This window comes from Leisingera aquaemixtae (genome assembly GCF_019801145.1).
Lineage (GTDB): Bacteria > Pseudomonadota > Alphaproteobacteria > Rhodobacterales > Rhodobacteraceae > Leisingera > Leisingera aquaemixtae_A.
Window position 1 is genome coordinate 190,223 of record NZ_JAHVJQ010000003.1, and the last position, 16,495, is coordinate 206,717.

Here is a 16,495-nt window from a genome sequence, read left to right on the forward strand (position 1 = left end):
AGCGATTTGACAAGCACTGGCCGGTACAACGGACCTGCACGAGATCAAACTGAACTGGAAGTGAAACGTGTCCTTCGAAGACCGCACGCTGGCCGCACAATCTTCGGGCAGGGAGTCTCCTTTTGCCCTTGATGAAGTGTTCTTTTCCCGCACCGATCCCCGCGGCGTTATCCTGGCCGGCAACACAGTGTTCAGCCGGGTCGCCAAGTACCCGCTGGAGGACCTGCTGGGCGCGCCGCACAAGATCATCCGCCACCCGGACATGCCGCGCGCGGTGTTCCAGCTCTTGTGGGACACGATCAAGGGCGGCGGCACCGTCGGCGCCTATGTCAAGAACCGCGCCCGCGACGGCAGCTTTTACTGGGTGTTCGCCGTGGTCACGCCCTGCGACGGCGGCTATCTCTCGGCCCGGATAAAACCGACCAGCCCGCTGCTCAAGACGGTGGAGCAGGAATACACCCGGCTGCGCCAGGCCGAGCAGGCAGAGGAACTGAGCCCGCAGGACAGCGCCGCGCGGCTGCTCGCCCGCCTGCGGGAACTGGGCTTTGCCACCTACAATGATTTTGCCGGCCACGCCCTGGCAGAGGAGCTGCTGGCCCGCGATACCGGCCTCAGCCGCCCGCCCTGCGCCCGTCTGGCGGAACGCCGGGCGATGCATGCGACCGCCGGGCAGCTGGTCGAGGAAACCGAGGCGCTGGTGCAGGAATTCGAATCCATGCGCACCATCCCCCACAACCTGCGGGTCATCGCCTCGCGGATCGAACCGGCGGGCGGCCCGGTGACGGTGCTGTCCCAGAACTACAGCTCCATGTCGCGCGACATGTCGAGCTGGTTCGAAGCGCACGTCTGGGGCAAGGACAGCAACTTCCGCGCCATCAAGGGCACGGTGACCGCCGCCATCTTTGTCGAAGGCCTGGCCCGCATCCTGACCGAATGCGGCCACCAGCTGGAGCAGGAAGGCGCCACGGCAGCCGCCGACATCCCCCGCGAGCAGGGCATTCTGAATGATCTCACGGATGTCCAGTTCGCCAAGGCCCGCGCCAGCCTGCAGGATGTCCGCTTCGAGGCGGAGCGCATCCAGAAGGCCTGCCAGACCCTGCACCGGCACTTCATGGCGCTGACCACCACCCGGGTGCTGTGCAAGATCGAATGCGCCCGGCTGGGCAACGTCGGGGAGTCGCTGAACTCGATCATCGACGAACTGGGCCAGTTTCAGGACCGGATCTCCGCCCGGCTGGAAAAGATCTCCGTACTCAGCGCCGCCCTCGCCGCGGACGAGGCCTGAGCCTACGCCTCGGCGGCCTTTTCCGCCCAGCTCTTGCGGAAGGACGCGGGCGACTGCCCGTAGCGCTTCTTGAAGCGGATCGACAGCTGGGTTGCGCTGCTGAAGCCGGTGGCGGCTGATATTTCTGCCACCGTCATGTTGGTTTCGTTCAAGAGCGCCAGCGCCCGGCCCACCCGAAGGTCGATATAGAATTGCACCGGCGAGGTGCCGACATAGCGCTGGAACAGCCGTTCCAGCTGGCGCCGCGAGATCTGCGCGTGCTCCGCCACCACGCCGACCTCCACCGGCTCCTCGATGGTTTCATGCATGAACTGCATCGCGTTGATCAGATGCTGGTTGCGGCTGCTGAGTGCAACGGAGTAGGCCGACTTCTGCAGCGCCTCGCGGTTGTTGGAACGGAAGTGGATGCACATGTCAGAGACAATCACCGCCAGGTCCTTGCCGTGGTCGGTCTCGATCATCTCCAGCATCATGTCGGTGGCCGCATTGCCGCCGCCGCAGGTCATCAGCCCCTTGTCGATTTCATAAAGGTTCGCGGTCGGCTCCAGCCCTGGGAAATGCTCCGAAAACGACGGCTGGTTCTCCCAGTGCAGGGTAAAGCGCTGCCCCTGCAAAAGCCCGGCCTGGGCCAGCGCAAAGGCGCCGGTGCAAATGCCGCCGAACCGGCTGCCGTGGGCATTCTGCCGCCGCATCCAGGCCAGCGCCTTGGGGCTGGCGCTGTCCGATGGCTCGATGCCGGAGCAGACCAGCGCAAAGCTGCCGCGCGGCAAATCCTCCAGCGCCATGCCGGTGTTGATTTCGATGCCGTTGGAGCAGGGCACCGGTGCGCCGTCCTCGCTCAGCAGGAACCAGCGGTACAGCTCCTTGCCGGTGACCTGGTTGGCAATCCGCAAGGGTTCCACCGCGGCGCTGAACGCCAGCATGGTCAGCTTCGGCAGAAGCAGAAAGTAGATGTCTTTGGGCGGCCCGTCGTAATCAACCCGGAAACTGGCCGCACCCTTCGGGACAAAGCTGCGGAATGTCATATCGCTAACCTAACAGATGGGACGTTCACTTTGAAACGCGCGCCGGAGGGGAGGCTCCGGCGCGCGAGGGAGGATCAGGCGGTCAGCTCCTGCACCGGCTCACCGCTGTCCTCCCAGGCCGCAACTTCGTCATTGCTGGCCTTGGGCGAGAACAGCCCGGTCATCGCATAGAAGATGCCGATCAGCGGCGACAGCCAGCAGGCAAAGGCCAGCGGGATGTACAGCAGGTTCTCGAAGTTGCCGTCGGCAATCCCCAGTGCCAGCGCCGAGATCACAAAGGCGCCGCCCGCGTTCCAGGGGATCAGCGGCGAAACCAGCGTGCCGCCTTCCTCGATGGCGCGCGACAGGTTCAGCGGCGAATATTTCATGCCGCGGTAAACCGGCGCATACATCCGGCCCGGCAGGGCAATTGACAGATACGGATCGCCCGCCACGGTGTTGGTTGCAACCGAGGTCAGGATCGCCGAGGTCTGGATGCCGGCAAAGCTCTTCACCCGGGCAATGATCACCTCGATGATCGCCTGCAGGCAGCCGGTGCGCTCCAGCGCGCCGCCGAACCCCAGCGCCAGCAGCACCAGCGAGATGGTCCACATCATCGACTGGATGCCGCCGCGGTTCAGCAGCGGGTCGATTTCCGCCACGCCGGTGTCGATGGAATAGCCGCTGTTGGCGAAGGTGAAGGTCTCATGCAGGCCCGCGCCCTGGCACACCATCGCCATGATGCCGCCGACAACCGCACCGGCAAACAGCGACGGAATGGGGGGCTGCTTCTTCACCGCCAGCACAATGACCAGCAGTGCGGGCAGCAGCATCAGCGGCGAGATCCAGAAGGCATTGTCCAGCGCCGCGGTGATCGCGTCGATACGCTCGAATGACACCTGCGAGGTGTCGATCAGGGTGAAGCCCACCACCAGGTAAATAGCCAGCGCAATCAGCATCGACGGGATGGTGGTCGGCAGCATGTTGCGGATGTGGTCGAACAGGTTGGTGCCGGTGACGGCCGGGGCAAGGTTGGTGGTGTCCGACAGCGGCGAGATCTTGTCGCCGAAGAATGCGCCCGAAACCACCGCGCCTGCGGTCCAGTACATCGGAATGCCAAAGCCCGCGCCGATCCCCATCAGCGCCAGGCCGACGGTGCCGACGGTGCCCCAGGAGGTGCCCAGCGACACCGACACGATCGAGCACAGCACCATGCCTGCAGCCAGGAACAGCTCCGGCGACAAGATCTTGAGCCCGTAATAGATCAGCGTCGGCACCGTGCCGCTGGCAATCCAGATGCCGACGATCATGCCCACGGTGATCAGGATCGACACCGACGGCAGCGAGATGTTGATGACGTGGAACACGCCTTCTTCGATATTATCCCATTTGTGGCCCAGCTTCAGGCCGACCAGCGCGGTGATGGCGATGCCGATGGCCAGCGGGATATGCGGGGTGAAATCCCCGAAATAGAACAGCTGGATGCCCAGCACCAAGAGGGTCAGCAGGATCGGCAGCAACGCCATTCCCAGACCGGGTTTTGCAATATTCGGATCAGTTGGTGACACGGGGTTTCTCCTCCCTTTGGTCAGGACGCCTGTGTCAGGCGGATGCGGAAACACACCAGAGATCGCCGCGGCAGACTCGATGCCAGCGCGCCGGAATCCACAGTTTTTGCGACAACAGGGGAGAACGGAGCGGATTGGGGAAAAGTTTCCGATCGGGGAGGGCGTATTCACCCCGCTTCAATACAACTGCGCCGCCGGAGACCGGCGGCACGGTTCAGCTGCGGCAGGGCAGGGCGTGTCAGGCGGCGGATGCGTCTCGTCCGGTCAGCTCATGCTCCCAGTCCCCGGCGCTGCTGGCAGGCGCCGCCGCGGCCGGGGCCGCGCCGGACACCCGGAAGGTCTGCACCAGATCGGCCAGCACCCTGGTGTCCTGCCGCATGGTCATGGTTGCCGCCGTGGTCTGCTCCACCATCGCCGCGTTCTGCTGGGTGACACTGTCCATATGCGATACGCCGGTGTTGATCTCGGACAGCCCCGTGAACTGCTCCTGCGCCGAGGAGGCAACGTCCGAGGACAGCTCCGTCACCCGTTTCACATGGCCCACGATCCGCTCCAGCACTGCGCCGGCCTTACTCACCAGATCAACGCCCGCGTCCACATGGCCCGCGCTGACATTGATCAGATCCTTGATCTCCTTGGCCGACACCGCCGCCCGCTGCGCCAGCGCCCGGACCTCCGATGCCACCACCGCAAAGCCGCGGCCCGCCTCGCCGGCCCGCGCCGCCTCGACGCCCGCGTTCAGCGCCAAGAGGTTGGTCTGGAAGGCGATGTCGTCGATCACGCTGATGATCTGCGAAATCTGGTGGGAGGAGGCGGAGATCTCGTTCATCTTCTCCACCGCGTCGGCGGCCACTGTCCGCCCATCTTCGGCAATCCCCTGCGCCTCATGCGCCACCGAACTGGTTTCCGTGGTCGCCTCGGACGACTGCTTCATGCTGGCGGTGATCTCTTCCACCGCAGCTGCGGTTTCCTCCAGCGTGGCTGCCTGGGTTTCGGTCCGGCTGGAGAGATCCTCTGCCGCATCCGAAATCTCATCGGCAGAGCTGCTGAGGTTGACCGCCGAGTCCTGCATGGTGCCGATCACCCCGCCGATGCTGTCCATCAGCGTGTTGAAGGATTGCCGCACATTGTCATAGCGCGCCGGGAAGTCGCTGTCCTGCGGGCTGGGGATGGGCTGTGTCAGATCCCGCGCCGACATCCGCTGTATCCCGTCGGTCAGATGGCGGAACGCGGTGTCCTGCTCCTCGCCCTGAGCCGCGAAATAGGCGTCGATCACCTGATAGGTATCCAGCGCAAACACCCGGTTCAGCGCCCCCAGAAGCCGCACCATCCGCTTGCGCGCCATCGGGGTGATGGTGGCGCCGAACTGCTCTGCCAGCACCAGCTGCAGATCGGATGTCGCCCGCGCATACCCCGCCAGATACAAGTCGAACGGCAGCTGGATGCGGAAATGCACCCGGCCGATCCGGTTGGCAGAGTCAAAGTAGTCCTGCGAGAAATCACCCCGCAGCAGCAGTTCCCAATGGCGCTTCTGGGCGCCGCGGGCATGGTCCAGCGTGTCCTGGCTGCGGAAGAAAAGCGACGCCTCGTCATCCGATTTGGCAAAGGCATAGAACCGGTCCAGCACCTGATCCAGCTTCGGCACCACAAGTTTGCCGGCCTGCTCCAGATCCCTTCGCTGGTCTCCGTCCAGATTGAACTTCGAAATCGTCTGCGTAGTCCCGTCAATGCCCATTTTGCGGTCTCCAAATCAGGTTTTCGAATAACGTCACACATTCAGTTTCGTGTATGTGGAGATTAATTTTCCCTTATTGCGCCCGTTTGACTTTGCTTTTACTGCAGGATTTCGGGGTGAAGTGCATCTTAGGGGTGCAAGTAGTCGTATGTTGAACACGTGAATGGTGTTTCCAGTTTCCGGTCCGGGCCGCAGAAAGGGTGATTCTCCCGCTTGCCGCCCCTGCGCCGATGGTGCAGATGCCCCATACCGCGCCAGCTCTCTGCGCCTGCCCTGCGGATCCGGTCTGGCATCCGCTGCCGGCCTGGGCCACCTTTGGCGCAACCGGAATGCTTGAGGCCAGGAATGAAACGACTGCGCAATCCCCGCACAGGGGTCGATCAGGGCGAAACAGAAGTCTTCTCGGACTTCGAGGACGGGGGCGAGATGTGGACCGGCTCCGGCCCCCGCGAACGCCGCCGCACGGTTTCATTCAGCGCGGGTTTTGCCAGCCCGCCTGCAGTGCATGTGTCGGTCTCGCTCTGGGACATGGAGACGTCGGCCGCGGTCCGGGCGGTGCTGGTGGCAGAGAATATCACCTGCGAGGGGTTCGAGATCGTTTTCCGCACCTGGGCCGACAGCCGCGCCGCCCGCCTGCGCGCATCCTGGCTGGCAATCGGCGAACTGCCCCATGCCGATGACTGGGACGTCGATTAAACCTCAGCCGTAACGGACCCGGCCCGCAAGAGCTTGCGGAACTTCGGGCACTCCAGATGGCTCGGCGCCGGGCAGTCCGCCACATGGCGCAGCGCGTCTTTCAGAACGGTCAGCTCGCGGATCTGCGCCTCCAGCGCATCGGCGCGCGCATGCAGCTGGCCGCGCGGCAGATCCGGCTGGCCGTCCTTTGTGAACATGCCCGCAATCTCCTGCAGCGAAAACCCGGCCGCCTTGCCCAGGGTGATCAGCGACAGCTGCAGCAGGACCTCCGTCCCGAACTGCCGCCGCAGACCCTTGCGGCCTATGGAGGTGATCAGCCCCAGATCCTCGTAATACCGCAGCGCCGATACCGCCACGCCAGAGCGTTCGGCCACTTCGCCAATATCCAGAAGTTTCATCCTTGACCTCAAGCCGGCTTGAATTTTCAGGCTGCCAGTGCAGCAGTTGCCAGGCAAGACCCTTGCCGGGTGGACCATCAAGTGCGGCCATCGTCTCTGACAAGCCGCCTTGGGACCACCGGCTGCTTTGAGCCCTAAGCGGACATCGACATGGCGGCGCATGCCATAGTTGCTGCCAATGCGAAATCTTCTGATCCTCGCACCGAATCCGTATGGGACTTTGCCAACACAGCTTATCTGTGCCGACGGGTCGACCGGTATTCAATCTCGTCAGGAACCTTGTTGCGCTGGATCTTCCCCGATGGTCCCTTTGGAAGTTCGTGTACAAAATGAACCTTATCCGGCGCTTTGAATTTTCCGAGCAGCGCCTGGCAGATTTCAATCAATTCCACAGGGGTCAGGCTGGAACCGTTGCGGATTTTTACAGCCGCTTCCACCGTCTCGCCGTAGCTCTTGCAGGGGCGGCCAAAGGCGGCGGCTTCGATCACGTCGGGATGGGAGTAAAGCGCTTCGTCGATTTCACGCGGAGCAATATTTTCGCCACCCTTGATGATCAGTTCCTTCAGGCGCCCAGTAACGAAGACATAGCCGTCGCAGTCGATCCGCCCAAGGTCACCGGTGCGCAGCCAGCCATCCGGGGTGAAGGTGGCGGCCGTGGCCTCCGGGTTGTTCAGGTACTCCAGCATCACGTTGGGACCACGCACGGCCAGTTCGCCTTCGCTGCCGTCAGTGATGTGCTGAAGCTTGGCATCAAGGATCGTCACTTCATTGCCGAAGGCGATGCCGGGCGAGCCAATCTTGCGGATACCGGGGGGCAGCGGGTTTGACAGGATCTGGGCCGCCGTCTCGGTCAAGCCCATGGTCTCCAATATAGGGACGTCGAACCTGTTCTCAAACGCGCGCTGCACGTCCGGGGCCAGTGCCGATGACGCCGAACGGCCGAAGCGCAGCCGCGCCTTGGTACTGTCGGCGGGGTCCAGGTCCGAGTGTAGCAGGTGCGAAATGATGGTCGGCACCACCGAGAACCAGGTCGCCTTTGACCAGCCGACATGGGCCCAGAAGCGGCTGGCGGAGAACCGGGCGCACATCGCCAGGGAGCCGCCGGAGATCAGCGCGCCCATTACTGTCACGCAGAGCCCGTTGATATGGTAGATCGGCAGCACGCAGAGGCCGCGGTCCTGCGGTGTCAGCTCATGCGCCACGGCGGTGGTCCACCCGCCCGCCAGCAGGCTGGCGTGCGTATGCACCACCCCCTTGGGCTGGCCGGTGGTGCCGGAGGTGTACATCAGCAAGGCGTGGTCACCGGCGGAAAGCGGATGCAGCTCTGCCGGTGACCCGCCGGTTGCTGCCGCCTGGTCCAAAGGGGAGAGAAAGGGCAGGCTGGCAGTCTCTTGAAACAGGTCCGTCTGGCTGTGGTGGACAAAGGCAAAGCGGGCGCCGCTGTTCTGCAGGGCGTAGGAAACCGCACTGTTGCCCGCAACCAGGTTGATCATCGTGGCGCGGAAGCCGCCGTAGAGTACCCCGAACAGGCATTCGAGCGCTTCGCGGCCGTTGGGGTGCAGGATGGCGATGCTTTCGCCCTTGGCGATTCCCTTGGCGGTCAGGTAGCGGGCGATGGCCTCCGCCGTTTGGCGCAGCTCTGCCCAGCTCAGATCGGAACTGCCGTCAGGGAAGACAAAGCCGGTGCCGCCCTCAGCTGCGCGTGTATCCAGCCAGTCGCGGATGGTTCCCTTGGGTGGTTCCATCATTGTCCCGCCTCCGCCCAATAGCTGGCAAAAATGTCTTCCAGCGCGGGTTCGCGGGACGGGATCTCGCGCACGATCTTGGTAGTTTGCACGAAATGGCGCCAGTTGAGGTTGGTGTCGATGGAATTTCCGCCCCAGCTGCCGCAACCCATAGACAGAGAGAACGGCATCCCATTGGTGAAGGCGCCGCCGGTGGCGAAGGTATGGGCCTGGTTGACGATCACCCGGCAGGTGGGCGTTTCGCGGCCCAGTTCGACCGCGCGCTCATCTTGGGCGGTGTGTATGCCGATGGAATGACCGGCGCCCTGGTAGGAAAGGATGCGGGCGGCGATGGTCTTGGCTTCTGCATAATCCGCGGCCCGGTAGACGGCGAGGATGCGGCTCAGCTTTTCACCGGACAGAGGGTGATCCGGGCCGATGCCCTTGGTCTCCAACGCCAGGAATTTGGTGTCTGAGGGGACTTTGCCGGCCATGCCCAATGCGGCCAGCATCTTATCGGCATCCTGCGCAATTACTTCACGGTTCAGCTGCCCGTTGGGCCAGAGCCTGGCTGTGATGCCTGCGGCGTCTGCCTCGGGCACCAGCGCACCGCCTTCCTGGGCGAGCGCTGCAATGAACTGGTCATAGATGGCATCCACCACCACAACGGAATTTTCCGAGGAACAGGAGGTGGCATTGTCAAAGCATTTGGAGGCGGTGATCTTGGCCGCGGCGTCGGCCAGATCCGCAGTTTCATCCACGATCACGGTCACATTGCCGGCGCCGACAGCCACGGCAGGCGTGCCGCAGGACTGGGCGCGGTGGACGTTGTTCTGGCTGCCGGTGCAGATCACCCGGTCGGCGGCCTCCATCAGCGCCTGGGTCTTTGCCTTGGAGCCGGGAGCGGGGATCATCTGCACCAGGTCAGGATTGAGGCCCAGCTTGGCAAACTCGGCGTGGATATAGCTGAGCAGCAGCTCGCAGGAGGCAACGCCCTTGGGTGAGGGGGCTACGACGATGGCATTGCCGCCCTTCAGCGCGTTGATGATGTTGTTGGCAGGCGTCGCCGCCGGGTTGGTCGAGGGGACAACGGCGCCGATCACGCCGATGGGCCGCATGATCTCGGTGATGCCGGTAGCCGGGTCGTCGCTGATGATGCCGTGGGTCCGGACGCCCGCGATGTCGCGCAGCAGGCCCAGCGTCTTGCGGTGGTTCTTGGTGATTTTGTCCGCCACGTTGCCCAGGCCCGTGGTTTCCACGGCAAGCTCTGCCAAGGCACGGTTGCGGGCGGGTTCCATGATGGCCCAGCCTGCCGCCAGGGCGGCCTTGTTATACAGTGCCTGGCTTCCGCTGGCCTCAAAATCCTGCTGGGCGGTGCGGGCGCGCACCACGATTTGTTCCACCTCGGCGGTGCCGGAGGCGAGTGCGTCCTGAGCGTTCATGTCTTACCTCGATATCTTGGCCGGGACGCGCGCTTCGGAAGTGTGCGCGTCCCGAAGGAGTTTCGGCTGGGATCAGAGCCCGGCCAGAAGCTCTTTCAGTGTCTGTTCGCGGGCGGCCCACATCTCCTTGACCTCATCACGGGTCATGATGTGCATGGGCGATCCGCCAGCCTCCATTTTCTTGGCGACCCGGTCATTGGCAAACATCTGGGGCACGGTGGCCGCCAGCTTTTCGATCACCTCTTGCGGGGTGTCCTTGGGCACCATCACGCCGCGGAAATTGACGGAGGAGTTGTCCACGTCCAGGCCCTGCTCCTGCATGGTGGGCACGTCGGGCAGGAAGTCGGAGCGCTGCAGGTCCGCGACGCCCAGGATCTTGACGTTGCCCGCTTCCTGCGCGCGGAAAGCGTCGGACAGGTTGTTGATGCCGCCCATGACCTCACCAGCGATCACCGCCTTCATTGCCGCTGCGCCGCCGCCCTTGGTCGGGATATAGGCCATCTTGACGCCTGCAGCCTTTTCGATCTGCAGCGCAGCGATGTGATGGCCAACGAACAGGCCCGCGCCGGAAAAGGTCAGTTTGCCCGGGTTTTCCTTGGCATGGGCAACCACATCCGCCATCGAATTGAAGGGGCTGTCGGCGGCGACCACAAAGACCGCCGGGTCGGCACCCCAGTTGGCAATGGGTTCGAAACTCTCAGCGGAATACTGGACACCGCCCTTGATCGACTGGGCGATGAAGTGGGGCACGTTGTAGGCTGCGAGGGTATACCCGTCGGCATCGGCCTGGGTGGCAAACCAGTTCCAGCCGACACGGCCGCCGGCGCCGGGCTTGTTGATGATGGCGATGGGCATTCCCAGCGCATCCTCGTTGCCCGCGGTCATGGTAACGATCCGGGCCTGGAAATCGGTCGCCCCGCCGGCCCCGTAGGACACCATCATCATGATCGGGCGCTCCGGGTAGTCCTCGGCCATGGCAGCGCCTGCCAGACCCATCAGCGCCATCGCAGCGCCTGCAATCAGTTTCTTCATTTTCTTCTCCTCCCTATTGGTATCGGACCGGGTTCAGGCGGTCAGAACAGAATTTCCCGCGGCGTGTAGACGCTCAGCAGCTTGGCAAAGAGGCCGTACATCACCGCCACGAACACCGCGGTGATCAGCGCGCGCCGGATCCAGGTCTTGCCTTCGGAATGCGGCGCGGGATCGTAGAGTGACAGCAGGATGAAAAAGCCGATGGCGGTGGCGGTGTAGAACCCCAGCGCCTTGGCGGCCCAGAAGACATAGACCAGCATTACCGCCAGCCCCGGAACCATGTTGAGGAACATCGTCCGGGAGACGCCGGAGCCGACCTTGCTGAGGCCCATCACGGCTTTGCCAAAGGTCCAGCCCGCCAGCACCAAAAAGACGGATGCGATCAGGCGCGGGAACAGGAAGGCTTCGGATGGCTGTTGGGTGTAGCTGACCCAGGTAACCCAGATGCCCACTGCGAACACGAGGCCGGAGCCAAGAATGTGCTGAGACCGGTTCATGCCTGCGCCTCCTCTTTGGTGGTGTAGCGGCGGCTGCGCAGCTCCATCCAGGCCGAGTAGGCGATGGACGCGACGACCACGGCGATCAGGATGATGTTGAGGCCGCCGGTCAGGAAATAGCTGGCCTTGCCAACGGTGGCGTCGGCGATCATGCCGCCCTGGATGAAGTTTGCCTCGGCAATCGGGCCCAGGATCAGGCCCAGCACCAGCGGCGCGGCGGAAAAGCCGAAACGTTCCAGGAAATACATGCCGATACCCAGGCAGGCCATGACATAAACGTCGCCCATCGAGCTTTGCACCGAGTAGGCGCCGAAGACGGAGAGGGCGAGCACGATGGCGGCCATCACCGATTGCGGCACCTGGGCGACGCGGGCGGCGAGGCCTGCGACATAGAGGCCGAAGAGGCACATCAGGACCTGGCCCACCAGCATCGAGTTGATGAAGGTCCAGGCCACATCCGGGTGATTGTCGAACAGATCAGAGCCGGGGAAAATGCCGTGGATCAGCAGGCCGCCGAGCAGCACCGCAGCGGTGGGGCTGCCCGGGATCGACAGCGTCAAGAGCGGCACCAGCGACGGGCCGACCATGGCGTTGTTGGCGGCCTCTGCGGCGATCACGCCTTCGCTGTGGCCCTTGCCGAATTTCTCCTTCTCGGAAGAGAACTTCTTGGTCTGATCATAGGCCACAAGCCCGGCGATCTGGCCGCCAACGCCGGGGATCAGCCCGATGATCGAGCCGGTGATGGTGCCGATGCCTAAGGCGCGCGGGCGGCGGAAAAGTTCCCTTGTCGCGTCAAGGACCGAATGTTTCTGCACTTCTATCACCTCGGCGCCGGTCGTGCGGCGGCCCTTGGCGAACATGGTCAGAACCTGCGGGATGGCAAAGAGGCCGATGAGGGCCGCGATGATGTTGATGCCGCCGCCCAGTGACGGGTGGAATATGAACCGCTGGGCGCCCATGATGTCGTCAAAGCCGATGGTCGCCAACCACAACCCCATGCAGCCGGACAGCAGCCCCTTGACCACGGAGGCCGAGTCCAGCGAGCCGATCACCGTAACGCCCAGGATCGCCAGCCAGAACAGGTGCGAGGGGCCGAAAGCCAGCGCCCACTCAGCCAGCAGCGGGGTCAGGAAAATCAGCAGAAGGACGCCGAAGATGCCGCCCGCGGCAGAGGCCAGGAAGGACAGCTGCAGCGCCTTGGCGCCCTGGCCCTGCTTGGCCATCTTGTGGCCGTCCAGCGTGGTGGCGATATTGGCGGGCGCGCCGGGGATCTTCAGGAGGATCGCGCTGACCGCGCCGCCGGCCACGGTAGAGGTATAGGCGGCACCCAGCAGGATCAGGCCCTGAACCGCCTCCAGATGGAAGGTGAATGGGATCAGCAGCGCCACTGCCATGGTGGGGGAAAGCCCCGGGGTTGCCCCCAGGATCAGCCCGCCGATTGTGCCGCAAAGGAGCAGCAGGAATGACAGCGGCGAGAACACGTCTCCGAAGTAATAAATGAACTCCATTCAGGGCCTCCCAACCCGGCTGATCGCGCTTTTACTTTTGTTGACAAAACAGGTTAGGCCATGAAAATAGTATTGCAAACGTTTTCATAAATCTTGCCGGAGGAGGGAAGATTATGGCGCCAAAACAAAAGGGTAACGTGGATATCGTCGCTGTGGCAAAAGCGGCCAAAGTGTCGCCCTCCACGGTGTCGCGCACCTTCAATCACCCCGATCTGGTGAACCCGGCGACTCGCAAGAAGATCACCAGGGCGGTGCAGAAACTGGGCTATGTCCGGAACCGCGCGGCGCAGATGATGCATGGCAAGCGGTCAGGCACCATCGGGCTGGTGGTGCCGACCATCAACCACGCGATTTTTGCCGAGGTGATCCAGGCGTTCTCGGATGCGATCGACCGGGCAGGCTTTACCCTGCTGCTGGCCTCGCACGGCTATGATCTGGAGCGCGAATACGAGATGGTGCGCAAGCTGATGGAGCACCGTGTGGATGGTGTGGCGCTGATCGGGTTGGAGCATTCCGAAGCTACCTCGCGGCTGATAGCCCAGCAGGAAACGCCTGCGATGGCGATCTGGAATTATGCTGAGGAATCCGAACTGCCCTGCGTCGGCGCCGACAACCGGCTGGCCGGGCGGATGGCAGCGGAGCATCTGGTAGCGCTAGGGCACCGGGACATCGGCCTAATTTTTCCCGACACCCGAGGCAACGACCGGGCGCGGCACCGGCTGGAGGCGGTTCTGGAAACGCTTGACGCCGCAGGAGCGGAGGTGCCCGAGGGGCGTAAGTCGGAAGCGCCATACAGCGTTTCCCTGGCCAAGCAGGCGGCAATCGATCTACTTTCCGGCTCTTCGCGGCCAACAGCCTTGCTGTGTGGAAACGACGTGATCGCCCAAGGAGCGCTTTACGGCGCGCAGAGTTGCGGCGTCTGTGTCCCGGAAGAGCTTTCAATCATGGGGATCGGCGACTTCAAGGGGTCAGTGGATATTGTACCTGGCCTGTCTACAGTCAGGATTCCAGCCGAAACCATTGGAACGCTTGCGGGTGATCGCTTTACTGCGTTCATAACATCGGATGAACCGGAACCATTCAGGCTTTGCTGTGAACTGGAGCAGATCGTTCGGGGCACGACTGCGGTTGCATGAATTGAACAACTTCAGTTAGGGTCAGGACCCATTGATTTCAGGCTTTCAGCATGATTCACAGGCCGAAAATCGAGCGGTGACATGTCTAATCTTTTCTGGCCGACCGACGCGCAGATGGCCCGTTTGGAACCCTTTTTCCCGAAATCCCACGGCAAACCGCGCGTTGATGGCCGGCGCGTCCTGAGTGGAATTATCTTTATCAATCGCAACGGCTTGCGGTGGCGGGATGCGCCCAAAGAGTACGGCCCGCACAAGACCCTGTACAATCGCTGGAAGCGGTGGAGCGTTAAAGGGGTCTTTGCGCGGATCATGGCAGGCTTGGCGGCGGAACACGGCGAAGAGAAGACCGTGATGATCGACGCTACCTACCTCAAGGCCCGCCGGACAGCGGCCAGTATGGGTGTCAAAAACGGGGGCGCGGACACCTGATAGGTCGAACCAAAGGTGAGATGAACACCAACCTGCACGCGGTCTGCGACAGCCAGGGTCGACCGCTCGATCTATTTGTGACTGCCGGTCAGGTCAGCGATTACATCGGCGCACGGGCATTGGTGTGCAGCTTGCCAGACGTTGATTGGCGGCTGGGGGATCGTGGCTACGACGCAGATTGGTTCAGAGAAGCTCTGAAAGACAAAGGGATACGCGCCTGCATCCCTGGCCGGAAGCAACGAAAGAGAGCTATCAGATACGACAAGCGCCGATACAAACGGCGCAACCGCATCGAAACCATGTGCGGCAGGCTTAAGGATTGGCGTCGGGTAGCAACCCGGTACGACAGGTGTCCAAAGGTCTTTCTATCTGCCATCGCTCTCGCCGCAACCATCATGTTCTGGCCATGAAATAAGAACGAGTCCTGACCCTAAGGGACCCCTGGTAAAGGACCGGTTTGTCCGCTCCTTGTGAATTGGTGGCGCCTGAGATGCTGCGATGTGCATGAACGGCCGTATTTTCCGCCGCGGACAACACCGGAAATCGTGCAATCGCAGAAGATTTCACACTGCGAGCGCGCGCAGCAAAAAAGTCGAAGGTCTGGGTTGGGCTCGAAGCGAAAATTCTCTGCATCGGACCTCAATGTCCGCCTTCCTAAGGAAACACAAAACCCTCACACACAAAGCAAGCCTTGTGTAGCGGCGCCGCAATCCGGCAACAGCAAAAGCACGGCCGGCTTACCCAATCCCGAGCACGCTCTCTATCCGCTGGCGCCGCGTGCGGCCTCAGGACGCTCTGCCAGGAAACCCCTCAAAACGGCAAAGAGCGTCCGCGCATGCTGAACATCGTCAGCGTGCAGGGCAGCGCGAATATCGTCGCAGATCATTTCATGAACTCTTTGTGGCCCGTGGTGAACCTGCATGAGGTAATTCCCCATTAGCGTGGCGTCATATGTAGTAGAATGCTCGTGTTCAGCGAGTGCATCGATCTCTGCCCGCGTAAGCGCGGACATGTCTTCGAGATCTTCAATTGAAATCATGTTTCCTACCCTCCCAGCCAAAGAACTGTAACCATCCGAGTGGTGCGGCGCATTGATTTGGCACAAGCTTCGGGGGAACTGGCAGGTCCGATTGTATCGACCGCTATGGGCCAAGGCGTTGGTGGTCTACGCAGCGGACACATGTATGGCCTCTAGAATAGGGCGTGCTGCCAGGCGCTGCGCCGCCGCAAGGCAGCAGTGAGCCCAAATCGGCCATTGCTCTCCGACGGCGCGGACTGCCGTCCAAAACTCAAATCTGCGAATATTATTGTGTGTTGAAGCTACTGCCTGGATACCCAAAGAGCATGCCCCACGCATCCGAGGAGGACTACGCTTGCACCGAAGAGTTCCAAGCTCTCTTCAATGAAAACTTGCAAGGGCGAACCCATACCGCCGAGCAGTTGAAAATAACCCATCACCTCAACAACAACAGCGCCAGACACAAGAATTACGAAACCAGCCGCAATCAATTTCGCGGATTTTGGGTCAGCCCTTGCAGAAGTGAGAAGCGGGCGAAAGAAAATCAGCACTAAGAGTGCAAAAAGAGCTGCATATACACCGATCCAGGCACCGTTGGCACCTTGAAACATCGGCAAACCGATTTCTAAGAGTTTATTGTATTTCGTAATTTTCTCGTGCAGTGCAAGGATCTCATCTGCGGATAACCATGCAAATCCGGCTGCAACCGTCCAGTACAAAGCTGGATGGACAACGCGTTTTTCGCTAAAAAACAGCGGCATCGATGCAACTGCAGCAGAGGCAAGCAAGAACTTGCCCCCTCCCCACCAGGCGCCGAGTATCAGTTCGCCGTCGAGATCGAACATTGTGGGCCTGCCGCCCAAAGCAAGATGCAATCCGAAAAGCCCGATTATGAAAAGGTCTATTGAAAAAAGGATAACTGGTACAATCACATTGGCTTCCTGATGTTTTGCTCACACGCACATTTCAGTCAAGAGACGGTGTCCGATATCTTAGTAGCGCGAGTTGTACTAAGTCCATCCC

The 16,495-nt window shown here is 62.0% G+C and carries 15 protein-coding genes; 4 read left to right on the forward strand and 11 right to left on the reverse strand.

The features are described 5' to 3' along the window. Positions 1-67 precede the first annotated feature (67 nt). Positions 68-1,285 carry a PAS domain-containing protein gene (locus KUW17_RS08275; RefSeq protein WP_222477910.1) on the forward strand — a complete coding sequence of 406 codons (1,218 nt, stop codon included), beginning with the start codon at positions 68-70 and terminating at the stop codon, positions 1,283-1,285. Between the two features lie 2 nt (positions 1,286-1,287). On the opposite strand, the gene KUW17_RS08280 is transcribed toward KUW17_RS08275, so the two are convergent. The 3 genes from KUW17_RS08280 to KUW17_RS08290 form a co-directional block, all read right to left on the reverse strand. After that, complete coding sequence (locus KUW17_RS08280; RefSeq protein WP_222477912.1) at positions 1,288-2,310, reverse strand: GlxA family transcriptional regulator; 1,023 nt, start codon at positions 2,308-2,310, stop codon at positions 1,288-1,290. A 74-nt stretch (positions 2,311-2,384) separates the two neighbouring features. Further along, positions 2,385-3,815, reverse strand: coding sequence for a Na+/H+ antiporter NhaC (gene nhaC, locus KUW17_RS08285; RefSeq protein WP_222477914.1), 1,431 nt, complete (start codon positions 3,813-3,815; stop codon positions 2,385-2,387). Positions 3,816-4,095: 280 nt separating this feature from the next. Next, complete coding sequence (locus KUW17_RS08290) at positions 4,096-5,592, reverse strand: methyl-accepting chemotaxis protein (RefSeq protein ID WP_222477916.1); 1,497 nt, start codon at positions 5,590-5,592, stop codon at positions 4,096-4,098. A 345-nt stretch (positions 5,593-5,937) separates the two neighbouring features. Between KUW17_RS08290 and KUW17_RS08295 the strand changes: the two genes are divergently transcribed. Beyond that, a complete protein-coding gene (locus tag KUW17_RS08295; RefSeq protein ID WP_222477918.1) occupies positions 5,938-6,288 on the forward strand; it encodes an H-type lectin domain-containing protein in 351 nt (116 codons plus the stop codon). Here the strand turns inward: KUW17_RS08295 and KUW17_RS08300 are convergent. The 6 genes from KUW17_RS08300 to KUW17_RS08325 form a co-directional block, all read right to left on the reverse strand. Next, positions 6,285-6,686 carry a helix-turn-helix domain-containing protein gene (locus KUW17_RS08300; RefSeq protein WP_222477920.1) on the reverse strand — a complete coding sequence of 134 codons (402 nt, stop codon included), beginning with the start codon at positions 6,684-6,686 and terminating at the stop codon, positions 6,285-6,287. The two genes, KUW17_RS08295 and KUW17_RS08300, sit on opposite strands and share 4 nt — an antisense overlap. Positions 6,687-6,919: 233 nt before the next feature. Further along, complete coding sequence (locus KUW17_RS08305) at positions 6,920-8,434, reverse strand: AMP-binding protein (protein ID WP_222477922.1); 1,515 nt, start codon at positions 8,432-8,434, stop codon at positions 6,920-6,922. Beyond that, a complete protein-coding gene (sauS, locus tag KUW17_RS08310; RefSeq protein ID WP_222477924.1) occupies positions 8,431-9,852 on the reverse strand; it encodes an acylating sulfoacetaldehyde dehydrogenase in 1,422 nt (473 codons plus the stop codon). Before sauS ends, KUW17_RS08305 begins: the two co-directional genes overlap by 4 nt. 72 nt (positions 9,853-9,924) lie before the next feature. Continuing rightward, the gene (locus KUW17_RS08315) at positions 9,925-10,884 is read right to left on the reverse strand and encodes a Bug family tripartite tricarboxylate transporter substrate binding protein (RefSeq protein WP_222477927.1); all 960 of its coding nucleotides are present in this window, start codon (positions 10,882-10,884) and stop codon (positions 9,925-9,927) included. Between the two features lie 41 nt (positions 10,885-10,925). Then, entirely contained in the window at positions 10,926-11,381 is a 456-nt protein-coding gene (locus KUW17_RS08320; protein ID WP_222477928.1) for a tripartite tricarboxylate transporter TctB family protein, read from the reverse strand. Continuing rightward, entirely contained in the window at positions 11,378-12,889 is a 1,512-nt protein-coding gene (locus tag KUW17_RS08325; RefSeq protein ID WP_222477930.1) for a tripartite tricarboxylate transporter permease, read from the reverse strand. Before KUW17_RS08325 ends, KUW17_RS08320 begins: the two co-directional genes overlap by 4 nt. A 113-nt stretch (positions 12,890-13,002) precedes the next feature. Here KUW17_RS08325 and KUW17_RS08330 point away from each other — a divergent pair, with 113 nt between their 5' ends. Next, positions 13,003-14,025, forward strand: a complete 1,023-nt coding sequence (locus KUW17_RS08330; RefSeq protein WP_222477932.1) for a LacI family DNA-binding transcriptional regulator — start codon at positions 13,003-13,005, stop codon at positions 14,023-14,025. A gap of 81 nt (positions 14,026-14,106) precedes the next feature. Further along, positions 14,107-14,864 (forward strand): IS5 family transposase gene (locus tag KUW17_RS08335; RefSeq protein WP_222477934.1). Its coding sequence is split into 2 segments (ribosomal slippage): positions 14,107-14,443 and positions 14,443-14,864, totalling 759 coding nucleotides; the frame shifts between segments, so codons are not numbered across the junction. Positions 14,865-15,214: 350 nt separating this feature from the next. Here KUW17_RS08335 and KUW17_RS08340 read toward each other — a convergent pair. Beyond that, complete coding sequence (locus KUW17_RS08340; RefSeq protein ID WP_222477936.1) at positions 15,215-15,493, reverse strand: hypothetical protein; 279 nt, start codon at positions 15,491-15,493, stop codon at positions 15,215-15,217. A 281-nt stretch (positions 15,494-15,774) separates the two neighbouring features. After that, positions 15,775-16,317 carry a hypothetical protein gene (locus KUW17_RS08345; protein WP_222477937.1) on the reverse strand — a complete coding sequence of 181 codons (543 nt, stop codon included), beginning with the start codon at positions 16,315-16,317 and terminating at the stop codon, positions 15,775-15,777. Positions 16,318-16,495: the final 178 nt, after the last annotated feature.

Bases quoted from the DNA above. Each gene is read 5' to 3' on its own strand.
- KUW17_RS08325 (WP_222477930.1), bottom strand. From the start codon at position 12,889: ATGGAGTTCATTTATTACTTCGGAGACGTGTTCTCGCCGCTGTCATTC.
- KUW17_RS08320 (WP_222477928.1), bottom strand. From the start codon at position 11,381: ATGAACCGGTCTCAGCACATTCTTGGCTCCGGCCTCGTGTTCGCAGTG.
- KUW17_RS08315 (WP_222477927.1), bottom strand. From the start codon at position 10,884: ATGAAGAAACTGATTGCAGGCGCTGCGATGGCGCTGATGGGTCTGGCA.
- KUW17_RS08290 (WP_222477916.1), bottom strand. From the start codon at position 5,592: ATGGGCATTGACGGGACTACGCAGACGATTTCGAAGTTCAATCTGGAC.
- KUW17_RS08305 (WP_222477922.1), bottom strand. From the start codon at position 8,434: ATGATGGAACCACCCAAGGGAACCATCCGCGACTGGCTGGATACACGC.
- KUW17_RS08345 (WP_222477937.1), bottom strand. From the start codon at position 16,317: ATGTTCGATCTCGACGGCGAACTGATACTCGGCGCCTGGTGGGGAGGG.
- KUW17_RS08280 (WP_222477912.1), bottom strand. From the start codon at position 2,310: ATGACATTCCGCAGCTTTGTCCCGAAGGGTGCGGCCAGTTTCCGGGTT.
- sauS (WP_222477924.1), bottom strand. From the start codon at position 9,852: ATGAACGCTCAGGACGCACTCGCCTCCGGCACCGCCGAGGTGGAACAA.
- KUW17_RS08295 (WP_222477918.1), top strand. From the start codon at position 5,938: ATGAAACGACTGCGCAATCCCCGCACAGGGGTCGATCAGGGCGAAACA.
- KUW17_RS08300 (WP_222477920.1), bottom strand. From the start codon at position 6,686: ATGAAACTTCTGGATATTGGCGAAGTGGCCGAACGCTCTGGCGTGGCG.
- nhaC (WP_222477914.1), bottom strand. From the start codon at position 3,815: ATGGCGTTGCTGCCGATCCTGCTGACCCTCTTGGTGCTGGGCATCCAG.
- KUW17_RS08340 (WP_222477936.1), bottom strand. From the start codon at position 15,493: ATGATTTCAATTGAAGATCTCGAAGACATGTCCGCGCTTACGCGGGCA.
- KUW17_RS08330 (WP_222477932.1), top strand. From the start codon at position 13,003: ATGGCGCCAAAACAAAAGGGTAACGTGGATATCGTCGCTGTGGCAAAA.